The organism is uncultured Rothia sp. (genome assembly GCF_937976295.1).
Classification (GTDB): Bacteria; Actinomycetota; Actinomycetes; order Actinomycetales; family Micrococcaceae; genus Rothia.
The window spans coordinates 1-14,610 of the sequence record NZ_CALJRY010000271.1; the positions used below are offsets into that span (position 1 = coordinate 1).

Genomic DNA, 14,610 nt, shown 5'->3' on the forward strand with positions numbered 1-14,610 from the left:
GTGGGTGCAAGTCTTTGCCCCCATCGGGGCACAGCATGGGGCAGGCTATGAGGCTGCGCAAGGTGTGGTTAACGCCCTGCAGGCCGCCAAGCATCCGAACGTGTGGCTTCATAACATCGGTCTACGGGAAGTGGATTCCAGCGGTGCGTTTCAACAGATCAACGTCACTGCGATTTTTGAATATGATGAGGTGATGTAAGATGGCCACGTGCAAGACTTACAAAATTGACAGCAACGTCACGGGGCTGTCCTACGCGGAAGAGGAATGCCCGACGCTGCTGCCGGATACCCCGACGTGGTACCCGCTGGAGCCGAACAGTTACAACGACTTCGGCGGTCAGATTACCACACTGGCGCGCAACCCCATCAACCCCACGCGGCAGCGCAAGAAGGGCGTGACCACCGACCTGGAGGCCAGCGGCGGCTTCCAGCAGGACTTCACCTTCTACAACACTGAGCGCCTGATGAAGGGGTTCATATTCACGGACGGCCGCATCCGGGCCAGTAACCGCAACGTCAGTTTCCACGGCCGCGTGGTGGTGGGCACCACGACCGCAACGGAAATCAACTTCAGCGGCACCTTCGGTACCAACAATGTCAAACCGGGCTACATGATGGCCCTCGAGGGCATGGGGGACAGCCGAAACAACGTGTGCGTCCCGGTCAAGACGTACACGCAGAGCGGCAACACGTGCAAGGTGGAGCTCTATGCCGCCTCGCTGCAAGCCAGCACCGCAGACGTGAACCAGAATGCCCGCGTCTACTTCTGTGGCTATCGCTTTGCCCCTGGCGAAATGGAACTGGTGGCCACGGCCAACGGGCAGCAGGAGCTGAACCGCAAGACCATTGCCACGGACCTCACCACGCTGCCCATTTCCGCCGGCGACTGGGTCTACCTCGGTGACGACACTGCGGCCAACCATTACGGGGAGAAGAAGCGGGGCTTCGGGCGCATCGCGTGGATCACGGCCGGCACCATCCGCTTCGATAAATGGACGTGGGAAACCGCAGGCGCGGCGGCCGCGTTTGCTGGCGTCAACTGCACCCTGTATTGGGGTGACACGCTGAAGAACGAGGCTGATCCCAACAAGGTGAAGCGCTTCACGTACACCCTGGAACGCCGGCTGGGGCGGGACGCCGACGGCGAAATGTCCGAGCTGCTGCGGGGTGCCGTGCCCAACGAGTTCACCCTCAACATTGCCCAGGCAGACAAGATCACCGCCGACATGACCTTCGTGGCCGCGGACTTTACTCAGCGTGACGGCAAGACCGGCATCATGGGCGGCACCCGCGAGACGCTGGAGGTGGGCAGCGCGTTCAACACGTCCAGCGACTTCAACCGCATCAAGCTCAGCACCGTGGACGAACTGGGCAAGCCCAGCGATGAGCCGCTGTTCGCGTTCGCTACGGAGCTGAGCGTCAGCATCAAGAACAACGTCAGCCCGGTCAAGGCCGTGGGCGTGCTGGGGGCGCTGGACACGAGCGCGGGCACGTTCGAGGTGGGCGGGAACATGACCGTGTACTTTGCGAACGTGGAGGCCACCCGGGCCATTCGCAACAATACCGGCGTGACGCTTGACATCATTATGCTGAAAGATGGCAAAGCGGTTATCATTGATATTCCGTTGCTGACGCTGGGCAACGGCCGTATCAACATTGAACAGGACCAAGCCATCACGGTACCGCTGGAAATCAACGCCGCAGAAAGCTCCTTCGGGCACACGCTCTGCATGCAATGGTTCCACTGGCTGCCGAAAGCCGCTTTCGCACAGAAATGAACCTCTACAAACAGTTCCAAACTGACCGCCATCTGGAAACGGATGGCGTGGACGTGGTCTATGGAAAAAACTCCGCGGGTGAACCCATTACGTTCCGCATTGCCCGCAGCGGCGGTGCCAACACGGAGTACCGCCGGGTTCTGGACCTCAAGACTAAGCCGTATCGCCGCCAGCTGCAGAATGGTACTGTGGATGTGGCCATCCTGGAAGACTTGGTGCTGCAGACGTTTGCAGAGACTGTGGTCCTGGGCTGGAGTGGCGTGGAAGACGCTGAAGGCAACGCTCTGCCGTACAGCAAGGCGGCGGCGCTGAAGCTGATGCAAGACCTGCCCGAGCTGTACCAGGACTTGCTGGAGGTGAGCCAGCGCGCCAGCACCTTCCGCCAAGAGGAACGGGAAGCCGACGCAAAAAACTGATTGCGCTGCTGCTGTACAACCTGGAGGGCCGTGGGGCTACCCAAGAGGTAGTTCTGCGGCAGTGTGCCGCCCAGGGGCTGCCGGTACCGGAAGGTCTTGCAGCCCCTGAACTACGAATGGGCCTGGAGTTTCACTATTCGGCCTTCGCGGAGCTTACTACGTGCAGAGGGGCGGGGTACAATAGCGAAGGGCCTATCACGTGGCTCGCCATCCATGAATGGTGTGTGGTTAACGGTGTGTGGGGCGAGCAGCGTGAAGACGTGTTCCATTTTGTGCAGGTGATGGACGCGGCGTACCTGGAGCACAAGGCCAAGAAACTCCTGGCGGCGGCAGCGCAACATGGGAATCAACGCTAGATTCTTCATCAAGAGACTCCTCAAGCGCAACGAGGAGGTACAGCAGGGCGTCCGCGACATCACTAAGAACATGGTGGCGGCCATGATGGACGAACTCGTGCCCGCTACCCCCATACGCACGGGGCGTGCCAGGCGGAACTGGCAGGTAACGATGGGGGAACATGACGTGGTGGAATGGGCACCCCGCACGCCGCCGGAAAGGAACGCAGAGGTAGCGCTGGAAAATGCCCGGCGGCGCATTGATGCCTACCACGACTTGAGCAAGCCGCTGGGGGTGCGCAACCCCATTCCTTACCTCACGCGGCTGAACGAGGGGTACAGCGCGCAGGCCCCCGCCGGGTTCATCCAGGACGCCATCCTGCGTGCCCGCAGTGTGGTTAACAGAGGATTCAGGTTCCGACCATGAGTGCAACCGAAACCCTAAACATACTGGTCAAGTCACAGGGCACGAAGACCGTTGCCCGCGACCTGATGGAAATTGGCGGGGCAGCAGAAAGGAGCTCGCGGCAGGTTGCGTTGCTGGAGGCGGCGCTGAAGCCGCTGGCATCCGTGCTGGCGGTGGGGCAGCTGGTGCGGTGGGCCAACGAGTGGCAGGTCGTGGCGGGTAAGATCCGCAGCGTGGCGGGCAGCGCCACGGCGGCCGGAGCGACCATTGAGCAGCTGTACCAGGTGGCCATGAAGACGCACACGGGGCTCAGTGACGTGGCTGTTACCTACCAGCGGGTCGCGCTGGCTGCCAAGGATCTTGGCCGCAGCGGGCAGGACGCCATTGACTTTGTGGAAACCATCAACAAGGTGCTGGCGATCAACAAACTGACCGCCCAGGGGGCCAAGGGGGCGCTCCTGCAGCTCGGCCAGGCGTTAACCACAGGGGTGGTGAAGGCGGAAGAGTTCAACTCCGTGGTTGAAGGATTACCACAGGTGCTGCAGCTGGTGGCGGATAAGGTGCAGGGGGCCAACGGCAGCATCGGCCGCCTGCGGCAAATCATGCTTCAAGGGAAGCTGACTAGCAAAGAGTTCTGGGACGCCATTGCGGGCAGCAAGGATAAGGTGGACGCTGCGTTCAAGCGCACCACGGTGAGCATCGCGCAGGGCGTGCAGGACCTGCAGACCGGGTTCCTGAAGTTCGTAGGGACCATGGACGAGTTCCTGGGCATCAGCAACGCGGTAGGCCGCGCTCTGGGGTACATCGGGGCGCACATCAAGGAGCTCATGGCGGTGCTGGCCGGCGTGGCGGCGGGCCTTGCCGTGGCGTTCGCCCCTACCGCCATTGCCATCTTTACCACCCAAATCGGCCGCCTCATTGCCATCGTGCGTGCCGCCAACCTCGCTGCTGTGTTCGGTGCCATCGGTGCCGTGCTGTCTGCCCTCCCAGCTGTGGTTATCGGCGTGGTGACGGCCATGAGTCTGTTCGCGGACAAGATCAAGCTCACCACCAACGGACTGGTGACGCTGGCGGACGTGTTCACCTATGTGTGGCAGGGCGGTCAGCGCGCAGCAGCAGCGTTCCTGGACTGGCTTACTCCCATGTGGCAATCCATCGCCGGCCTCTTCAGCCGTGGCATTGCCGCCGTGGGCAAGCTCTGGGACGAAGCCGCCCCGGAATGGCTCAAGCCCATCGGGGAGTTCTTTGAAGGGGCGGGCAGCGGGCTGAAGGGGTTTACGGTGGGCACGGCGCGGGTGCTGGACCGGGTGGTGGCGCTGTGGCGGGGCGCGTTCGGTGCCATCACGCAATACTTCGTTACCCTCATTGACCTGTGGAAGGACATCTTCGGGCGCATCGGTAACTTTGCGCAGAACACAGCAGCGGAAATCGCCAACAGCTTCCTTCGCGCCATGAACAACCTGAACAGCAAGATCGGCGTGGACAAGCGCTTCGAGCTGTTCAGCCCGGAGCAGTTCAAGACCAACGACGAGCTCTGGAAGAACCTGGGGGCGGACATTGCCAAGGCGGCCGTGGATGGGTACAACAGCCAGGGCAAGGCGCTGGAAAAGGCGGTGCTGGGCGGGTGGCAGGAAATTGAAGCCATCGGCCGCAGGCGCATCCTGGCCGCACGCCGGCAGCGTGCCCAGGAGGCCATGGAACTGTCCGCCAAGAGCCCGGCCATTCCGCCCCTCCTGAACACGAAGCAGACCAAGCCCAAGAAGAGCGAAGCGGAGAAGGAGCGGGAACGGTGGGCGCAGCTGCTGGACCAGCTGGACCCGGTGCTGGCGGCGCAACGGAAGTACGCAGAGGGGCAGGCCCTCATTAACGAGTACGTCAAGAAGGGCACGGATGACCACACCAGGTACACCGCCGCCCTGCACAACCTGTACAAGGATCAGCTGACGCCGCTCGCCAAGATCCAGGAGGACATGCAGAAGCAGACCTCCCTGCTGAAGCTGAACTCCCAGGACCGCGAGGTCCAGAGCAAGCTCATGGAGTATCAGCAGCAGCTGCAGAAGGCGGGGGTGGCGCTGACCAAAGAGCAGACGCAAGAGCTGGGCAAACAGGTGCGGGCCATGGAGGAGCTGGCCGAGCTGTCCAAGACAATGGACACGCTGCGGCAGGATAGCTTCGGTGGCCAGCAGCGCCAGGCAGCCACCATGGTGCAGGCGCTGAGTGAGCTGCGCAGCAAGGATGCCGCCGGGTTCACGCGCAGGGACCTCACCCAAGCCATGAACGACCTGTTCAAGGTTGACACCCCGGACACGTTCCAGAACCAGATTGACCAGACTCAGGCCCTGTTTGAAACCATCCAGAAAATGCGGGATGCGGACCTGATTTCTTACGAGGCTTACCAGCAGGCCAAGGCCAGCGCAGCCAGGCGCGCCCACGACATTGAAATTGAACAGGCCAACACGCTGTACAGCGAGATGGGCAACCTGATGCGCAGCAGAAGCAAGACGCTGTTTACCATGGGTAAGGCGGCGGCCGTTGCACAGGCCATCATTAACGCCAACGAGGCGGCTACGAAGGCATGGGCACAGGGTGGCATCTACGGCGCTGCCCTTGCCGCTGCCACGCTGGCCAGCGCCATGGTGCAGGTTAACAACATCCGTTCCCAGCAGCCAGGGTTCATGACGGGCGGCACATTTAAGGTTGGCGGCACCGGCGGCCCAGACAGCCAGATGGTAAGCTTCCGCGCCAGCCCGGGCGAGCGTGTCACTGTGGCCACTCCTGCGCAGGTGCGCAAGGGCACGTCCGCGGTCAACGAGGGACAGCAAAGCGCGCCTAACGTCACCGTCAACCCGCGCATTGTGAACGTGCTGGACCCGAGTCTTGTGGGTGATTACCTTGGCACGGCCCAGGGCGAGAAGACCATTGTGAACATCATGCAGCGTAATAAGGGCGTACTGGGGGTGTAACTGTGGCCATCACATGGACGCTGGTGCCGGAGTGGGAGTTCCAGGAGGTACTGGAATGGAAAACCGACATTATCCAGAGCTACAGCTGGGAGCAGCGCATAGCGTTGCGGCAGCGTCCACGCCGCACGCTGCGCTACGACTTTGAAGCGAACAACGCAGATTACATTTCCTACGCCAATCTGATCGGGAACAACCCGGCCACCACCTTCTTCGTCGGGGATTACACCCAGATAGACTGGGCCATGTACGAAGAGGGGAAATGGATTAAGAACCCCGTGCGGCAGTGGGCCGGCACCAAGACCATGGTCTTGACCAACAATCAGGGGCTGTGGGACGTCGGGGAGTTCACCGCCACCAAATTGGGCGGCTCGATATGGATGCTGCGCAGCGAGGTGAACAGCCTGTGGGCGGGGATGCGGCCCCAGCGCGTGATAATGGCCCCCACTGTGGCCACTCGTTTAAGTGAGCCGCTGCGCATCACCACCTACGATAACCACAGGGTGACATTCTCGGCATCGTTCTTTCTGTTCGAGATTCCTGCCTTCTGGACCGGCACTCCTTCCTACGATCAGCTGTCGGGCGGCACCACGACGGGGTATGTGCTGCACCACCGCCACCATTACACCGGCAACAGCAGTTCCACATGGTCGCGCAACGTCATTACTCTCGACAACGAGATTGAGCCGCAGTACATTAGCCCCAAGACCAAGTGGAAGACCTACAAATACAATTTCAGCCTTCGCTTCAAGGTGGGCTTTGAGCTGGAACAGTTCTTCTACTTCCTGGAAGCCATCAAGGGGCGCTGCAAGTTCTTCTACCTCCCCATCTGGGGTGCCGCGCTGAAGCCGAAGAGCGGCATCGTGGCAGGGCAGAACAGCATGACGGTGGAATGGTTCAGCAACGTCAACGAGAACCTGAGCGGCAAATGGGTTGCCATCGAGTACCAAAGCCGCTGCACCACGCAGATGCTCTACGCGAAGATCAGCGGCATCGGTGTCAACGGTGTGAACATGCAGATAAGCTTCACAGAGCCGTTGACGGACACGGTGCCCGTGGAGCGTATACGCTCTGTGGTCTTTATCAACAAGGTGCGACTTGATAGTGATACCGTTACAATTACGTATCACGCAGACCGCAGCGCCACGGTTGAAATGGTATGCGTCAACGTCAATGAGTAACCGCACGTGCCATACATCACCACAGAGGCCAGCGAGCAGGAAGGTTCGCCGGTAGAAGTCTACGAGTTCTTCATGGCAAACAAGCGGTACCTGATTAGCAGCGGCGGGGTTGCAGATCAGGTAACGTTCAACGGCTTCCGCTGCGAAAGCCTGTCCATTAGCCGGGGCCAGGTGGTGTACACTTCGGATAATCAGAAGAGCGCCCTGGATGTGGTTATCCCTGACAACATCACTTTCGCCCGGGACTACATCACCAAGGGCAACAGCAACAGCTGCACGCTGAACATCCACCGCTTTCACGCATCGGACAACACGCAAGGGAATAGCGTGGTGTACTGGAAAGGCCGTGTGCTGGGCGCGAGGTTTGACGATAACCACATTACGCTTCAATGTGAAAGCGTGTTCAGCAGCATCGCCAGGGCGGGCCTGCGCCAGCAGTACACCCTGTACTGCCGCCACGCTTTGTTCAGCAGCCCCTGCCGCCTGATACGTGATAACTTCAAGTACTCGGCCACGCTGGCGGAACCATCCACGGCCTTCAGCGCCAAGCTCAACGGCCTGCCGGCCAACGTGCTGCAGAACAAGCCGGGGCTGACGGGTGGCGTGATGGACGACGGCACAGACCGTTACAGCATTCTTTCCCACTCCGGGCAGTACATAACGCTGGACAGGCCGTGCAAACTGAACACGGGTGCTGCGGTAACGGTATATGCTGGCTGCGACAAGACCAAGGAATACTGCAAGGATGCCATGAACAACATCGAGAACTTCGGTGGGTTCAGCTGGATGCCCCTGCGAAACATCTCTGACGGGAGACCGTACTAATCATGTGGCTGCAGCTCGCCTTCTACGCCATCAGCCTGCTGCTGGTCAGCAGCCGCATCCCCAAATCGGACCGCACCCCGCCCCGTGGTTATCAGGAGTTCAAAGGCCCCACCAGCACCAGTGGCCGCGCCATTCCTGTGCTCTTTGGCACCAAGATCATTGACAGCCCCAACATCATCTGGTGGGGTAACAACAAGAGCGTCGCCAAGACCATACGCACGGGCGGCGGGCTGCTCAGCCACGGCAGGGATCAGGTGGTGGCCTACGAGCACACCATCAGCGTTCACTTTGCCCTGTGCCTCGGCCCCATTGATGGGCTGATCCAGATCTACTGCGACGACCGCATAGCCGTGGAAACTGGCTACAATCAGGCCAAGCTGGGCGTCGTGCAGCTGGGGCGGCAGACGTGGGTCACGGGGTATAACTATTCCATTGCCTCCCCGGATTTCTTTGGTGGCACCAACAATAACGGCGGGTTGGTTGGCATCTATGAGGTGCTGACGGGTTCGCCTGGCCAGGGGCACATCCCGTTCCTGCGGGATGTCACCGTCAACAATCAGTACCAGCCGAATTACCGGGGGGTGGCTACCGTCCTGTTCAAGGACATGGTCATTGGCTACACCAACGTGTTCCCCCGGTTCGCATTCACCGCTGTGCGCATCCTGCAGCGTGGGTACTGGGGCCGGGAGCAATGGTACAAAGAGAAGGCCATCATTTCCAGTAACTACACGGGGCACGATGGCAAGCTGCACAGCATGGACAACATGAACCCCGCCCACATCATCCGGGAATGCCTGACGGATGAGGAATGGGGCATGGGGTACACCGACAACGACATTGACGAAACGTCGTTCCGGGAAACCGCGGACATTCTGTACCAGGAAAAGATGGGGATGTCCATCCTGTGGGATAAGCAGACGGAAATCAAGACGTTCATCCAGAGCGTCCTGGAGCACATTGACGCGGACCTGTACGTGCACGCCAACACGGGCAAGTTCGTGCTGAAAGCCATCCGGGCCTACTACACGGTGCCGAATGGTGCCGTGGTGCTGGACGAAACCAACGTCGTGAAGGTCAGCGACTTCAAGCGCAGCAGCCCCGGGGAGCTGGTGTCCAGTGTCACCGTGGTTTACAGCCGGGTGGGGCCGCAGAACGAGACGGCCACCTACACGGCGCATAATCTGGCGCTCAAGGACCAGATCGGCGAGGTTTCCGTCACCAAGCAATACACCGGGTTCACGAGCGAGAACATTGCCCGCACGGTAGCGGAACGGGATCTGCGGTCGCTGAGTACCCCGCTGGCCAGCTGTACGATTGAGTGCAACAGAACGGCCGCACGCATGAACATCGGGGACGTGTTCATTCTCAGATGGCCACAGTTGCTGGGGCAACAGGGGCAGATGGTAATGCGTGTGGCTAACCTCAACCTGGGCACCATGCTTGACGGCAGGATTACTATCACTGCCATGCAGGACGTCTTTTCGCTGCCGCTCAGCTGGGCCAACGCCCCGAGCACGGAATGGGACGACCCCTCCCAGCAGCTCACCGGCATCGTACACAGTACGATGGTGGAGGCCCCGTGGTACTTTGGGTGGTTGAACCGTATCAACAATGCTGCGCGGCACACGCAACAGAGTAGCCTGCTGGTGCTGGCCAGCAAGAACCGTGACAGCGACACCTACTTCAAGTTCACGGACGACAAGGGTCAGGAACAGAACGGGGTGTACCAGATAAGCGCGGAGCTGCTGCAGGCGATTGACCGGCACGCCACACAGCTCAGCGTGGTGCCAGATAAGGACTTCGGCGTCACCAGCGGAGATATTGGCAAGGCTGCGTTCCTGGGGCAGAACGAACTGGTCCAGATTGTGCAGTACGACACCAACACCAGGGTACTTACCGTGCGGCGGGGTTGCTGCGATACGTACCCGCAGGTGCACGCGGCAGGAGAAAGAGTGTGGCTACTCCGAGACTTCCAGATTAACTGGTACAGCAGCACCGCCAACGCGAGGGATTACTACACGAGCAAGCTTCGGCCGTGTAACAACAATTTCTGTCTTCCATTTGACAAGGGAACCACCGTGGCCATCACCACACAGGACCGCCGGAGCCGCCCCTACGGCCCGAGCGACATCCAGATCAACGGCAAGTACTACCCGGAGGAGGTGGGTAACGAGCAGCTGCGCATTACGTGGAAGCACCGCAACGCGCTCTACAACATCTACGCGCAGCCGTTCATTGCAGACACGCCCATTCCGCCCGAAGCCAACGTGCGGTACAACGTGCAGCTCTTCCTGGGCGTGCAGACCACCGCCCCCTTCCGCACCGTGACGGGCATTGAGGGCACCAGCACTGCGTTCGACCTGCCGTCGTTCAGCTTGGCGGATGGCACATACCTCACCGTGCGCATTGAGGCGCAGTTCACGGACGGGGCACGCAAGGCCAGCTTCCAGCCCTACATCCACACCTTCAAGTACGTCAAGGCATACGTCAACCCCACTCCGCCGCCAACGCCCCAACCCCAGCCTAACCCCGGCGGCGGTGGTGGCACGCCGCAACCCACGCCCACCCCGTACCTGACCGAACGGAGCATGCGGCAAATTATCGAGTACAGCACGGGGAACAACGAAGCCGAGGTGGACGGCTGGGACGGCTGGGACGCGGTCACCAACGGGGCCAGCGGCCAGGGCCGTGGCGCGGCGGTCATCCTGGGCGGTAAATGGCTCATGGGCAATGAGCCCCCCACCATCCCGGAATGGTGGAAGGACATGTTCAAGAACCGGGCTGAGTACGAAGCCCGCCGGAAAGTCTGGTGGCACGTGTTTGACTGGTGGGCCGTGATGATGTGCCTCAAGGGCAACACTGCGGCCAAGCCGCTGGCAGACATCCGCCAGATGAAGCTGTTTATCCTGTGGAAGGGCAAGAACGAATGGGAAGAGGTGATGTCCAGCGACAGCGTGGGCTGGATTGCCTACTTCGGCCCCAGCATGGGTAAGGATCTGACAAACTGGACGGGCGAGTTTGACAAGAACGGCCGCCAGGAAACTTATCGCGGTCGCACTCACTGGGCGCTGGGGGAACCGGAAAAGTACCCCATTGGCGGCGGCGAGAAGGGCACGCGGGTGAGCCTGCGCACGGGGGAACCGAAGCCCGTGACTCACTTCACCGCGGAGCGCTGGCGCACGGCCACCCCGTGGAACATTGAAGGGGTCATGGTAACGTGCGAGGCCCGCATTGCGCCCACCAGCCCCCAAGGGTCCAAGATTGGTATCCACTTGGGCGGCGACCCCAAGCAGAACGGCAGCAACAGCGCGGACGCGGCGTGGTGGTACGTGGGCTTTGGCCTCAGCAAGGTGGTGGAGCTGACGCGGGATTGGAAGCGCATCTGCTTTGCCAACCTGGCCGGTGCCCAGGACATCCAGAGCCCGGACCGTGTCATTTCGCATGCGCGGTTCCTGAGCACGAAGGTGCCCATGGCCGACAGCCTGGACTATGTGCCGCCCACGCCCCAGCCGCAGCCCCAGCCGCAGCCCCAGCCGCAGAACCCCACCATCCCGCAGGGCGCGACGTTGGCCACACTGTCCGCGGGGCGGGCCATCAACGCGGTGCAGATCAAGTACACCCCCACCGCCGCGAACGGTGAGACGTACCGCGTGAAGTTTGTGGTTATCCGTGACGGCACCGTGGTTGACGACAGCGTGGTGGAGAAGTCCTATCAGAACCTCGTTGCCGAACGGGAGTGGACCGAGTGGAAGGACTTCCCGGCGTTCCTGGAAGCCGGTACGGCCAGCGGGTACGTGGGTAATGTGGCCGTGGGTACGGCACGCATGCTGCGCGACCCCATTGGCACGGTGGCCCCGTACACCGAGGCGGTGATTCACAAGGATAACATGTCGTGGTTCCCGCCAGGTACCACCGCCACGCCGAACCCCAGCGCGCCAGGCACAGCCATTCCCGGCACTCTGGCAGGGCTGGGTAACGGACCGATGAACGTCGTGTGGATTCGCAACAAGTCGGACACCAACACGCCGGGGTACAAGACCATTCAGTGGAAGGTCTACAAAGACGGCGAGTTCCTGGACGACTGGGACGTGGAGCAGAACTATCAGGCGCTCGTTTCCCAGCGTGAGTGGGAAGGGGTCAAAGAGTGGCCGGCCATTGTGAAGACGGAAGGCGAGCTGCCCAGTCCTGCGGGTAACTACAGCGTGACCACCGTGCGCATGGAACGCAAGGATGTGAGGTTCGTCACTCCTTACTACCAGAGCGCCATCCACGAGGACAAGCTCAATGCACAAGACCTGTCGGAAACCCGGCTGGTGGGTAGCGCACCCCTGCCCACGCCGCCCAGCCCGGGTGGCGGTGGTGGCGGTGGTGGCGGTAGTAGCCTGTGGGATACCTACAAGCATCCCCGAGAGTACCCCGATACTCGGCCCGCTGGAAGCGTTGCAATGCCGGATCCTACCAACACCACGCTCTTCCCGCCCAACGGCTTGGTGGACGCGCAAAGTTCCCCGCTGGTGCCGCAGCAGCCCCTGCTGTACCCGTATTACTGGGGCATGCGCAACCTTGGCACCCATACTGATTACACCAAGGAAGGCATCTGGCCGTTCCTGGTGTCAGATGGTAAGGGCGGCATGGTGTACGATATCCGCTTCTTCGATGCCAAGGCGATGAAATGGCTCAGCAATGCAGAGGCAGAAGCGGACGATCGTGTCAAGAAGGTTATCCAGATTTACGAGAACGAAATCCCGGACGGTGTAGTTTTGTGGCACCTGACGGATAAGGATCACGTGGATAGCCTGTCCGTTCTGAACACGCCCATGCTCCGCATGCACATCTTCAAGCGCAACCTGCCGGCGTGGAAACCCTACTACCAGGCCGGCATCCACCCGTCCAACATTGACTATACCTACGCCACCTTCGAGCGCAAGGATGGGAGCACGTCGCCGCAGCCGGACAACCCGGTGCCGGCACCCAAGCCGCCGGTAACACCCGGCGGCACGGGTGGGGGCACGCAGACGGCGGTGGAATCCAACGCCAGCGGTGCGAACTACGTGGACCGCTTCCCGCAGCTCGCCTACCCCGTGGACGCCGAGCGTGACGCATGGGACCGCCCCGTGGTGCTGCCGCCGCCAAGGATGACCACACCTGCGGTGCGCCCCGGCATCCCGTCCACCAGTGTGGCCGTCAACGTTGCCAACCAAGCTGTCAAGCTGGCCCCCAGTGGGTACAAAGCCACCACGACGAACACGTTCTGGTGCTTCGCTACGAAGCCCACGGATTACGGCTATGGCGGATGGGTCATGGACACCTACTACCCGCAGCACCGTGAAGGCTCTGCGGGCAAGAACGATATCCTGTCGTTCTTCCGCTCGGCGGACACCATGGGCAACGCCATCTCGTGCGCCAACACCGTGCTCTACCACCTGAGGAACGGCACTGCGGGCCTCAACCTGTGGCCATCGGACGGTTCCATTCCCATGGTGAAGCTGGATGCCCAGGGCCGGCCCATTATGTCCATCCTGGCCAAGGCGCTGACGGTAATCCGCTTTGCACAGATGCCCTATGTGTGCTCGGAGGTTGTTCAAGGTGACAACGTTATGAGCCTCATGTTCACAGACGGGAACGTGTACAGCGCGGTCTTCGTTAACAACAATGACGAGGCCAAAGAGGTGAGCATGGCGCTGCCGAACATCGCGGGGTGGTCGCGGCGATACGTGGACTGCTGGTATGTGCAGCACCCCGGCACCTACGATGCATCCGAGCTCATTCAGGGCAAGCGCGAGATTCTTAACATCAACTCCTGCTGTGTGGGTTTCCCCATTCCCCCGCGCAGCGTCTTTGCCGTCAGGGTGGCATAACACCATGGGTACCATCAACTGGACCAGCCTCGATTTCAACAAGCTGTACGGCCCCGGCATGTTCCTCTGCTCGGCTTTGGCCAACACGCGGGTCGGTAACGGAAACCTGCAGGTCAGTTTCCGCTTCCGTGCCACGCAAGACAGCTACATCAGCTCCGCTCGTTTCTACTGGCAGGCCGGCACCGGCTATGGCGGTGGCAACGGCGGCACGCTGCAAATCAACATCTACCCGGATGCCGGTGGGGTGCCGAACCTCAACGCTGCCCCCCTGGCGCAATGCACCTACCGGCCGCACCTGGACGTAGGCAATGGTTCCCGGAACATCTTTGACGAGCTGTACTTCCACGGGCAGCGTGAAAACTTGGTGCGCGGCCGGCTGTACCACATCGTGCAGCGCAACCTGGACGGCAACGAAGGGGCGAACTTCATCAGTTCCAACAATGTGGCCAGCCCGCTTAGCAACCCGGACCCGAGTAACTGGCTGGCCCCGGACGATTTCGCCACCCTCTTCCGCGCCGGTAACGGCAATTGGCAGCAGCTGACGCTGGGGGATGCGGTCAAGCGCTGGCGGCCCATCCTTCAGCTCACCTACGCCAACGGGCACGGCCAGGGCAACGGATGCATGGAAGGGGGGTTCATTGAGGGGCGCTTCATTTTCACGGCCGGCCCCGGCAAGGTGTTCCGCCAAGTGTTCCAACCCTCACAGCGCCGCGTGATCACGGGCATCAGCATTGCCGCCTGCCCCACCGCTGCAGGCCAGTCCTACATGCTGCGCATCCGTGGCCCCCAGTACAACGTCCTGTACCAACGCCAGGGCGTGTGCAACGTGGCATACACCAGATCGGAAGAGC

The 14,610-nt window shown here is 61.2% G+C and carries 9 protein-coding genes; all 9 read left to right on the top strand.

All coding sequences use genetic code 11. The features are described 5' to 3' along the window. The coding region (locus tag Q0216_RS07155) for a hypothetical protein (protein WP_298594082.1) at window positions 1-199 on the top strand (199 nt) is incomplete at its 5' end. 1 nt (window position 200) lies between these two features. Continuing rightward, window positions 201-1,778: a phage tail tube protein gene (locus Q0216_RS07160; protein WP_298594085.1), complete on the top strand. Its 1,578-nt coding sequence runs from the start codon at window positions 201-203 to the stop codon at window positions 1,776-1,778. Between the two features lie 53 nt (window positions 1,779-1,831). Further along, complete coding sequence (locus tag Q0216_RS07165; RefSeq protein WP_298594086.1) at window positions 1,832-2,194, top strand: hypothetical protein; 363 nt, start codon at window positions 1,832-1,834, stop codon at window positions 2,192-2,194. 339 nt (window positions 2,195-2,533) lie between these two features. Beyond that, window positions 2,534-2,956, top strand: a complete 423-nt coding sequence (locus Q0216_RS07170; protein ID WP_298594088.1) for an HK97 gp10 family phage protein — start codon at window positions 2,534-2,536, stop codon at window positions 2,954-2,956. Continuing rightward, window positions 2,953-5,898 (top strand): tape measure protein, encoded by a 2,946-nt coding sequence (locus Q0216_RS07175; RefSeq protein WP_298594090.1) that lies wholly within the window; start codon window positions 2,953-2,955, stop codon window positions 5,896-5,898. Before Q0216_RS07170 ends, Q0216_RS07175 begins: the two co-directional genes overlap by 4 nt. A 2-nt stretch (window positions 5,899-5,900) precedes the next feature. Further along, window positions 5,901-7,076: a hypothetical protein gene (locus tag Q0216_RS07180; protein ID WP_298594092.1), complete on the top strand. Its 1,176-nt coding sequence runs from the start codon at window positions 5,901-5,903 to the stop codon at window positions 7,074-7,076. Between the two features lie 6 nt (window positions 7,077-7,082). Continuing rightward, window positions 7,083-7,901, top strand: a complete 819-nt coding sequence (locus Q0216_RS07185; RefSeq protein WP_298594094.1) for a phage BR0599 family protein — start codon at window positions 7,083-7,085, stop codon at window positions 7,899-7,901. 2 nt (window positions 7,902-7,903) lie between these two features. Continuing rightward, entirely contained in the window at window positions 7,904-13,759 is a 5,856-nt protein-coding gene (locus tag Q0216_RS07190) for a phage tail protein (RefSeq protein WP_298594096.1), read from the top strand. 4 nt (window positions 13,760-13,763) lie between these two features. Then, on the top strand, window positions 13,764-14,610 hold an 847-nt coding region (locus tag Q0216_RS07195), incomplete at its 3' end, for a hypothetical protein (protein WP_298594098.1).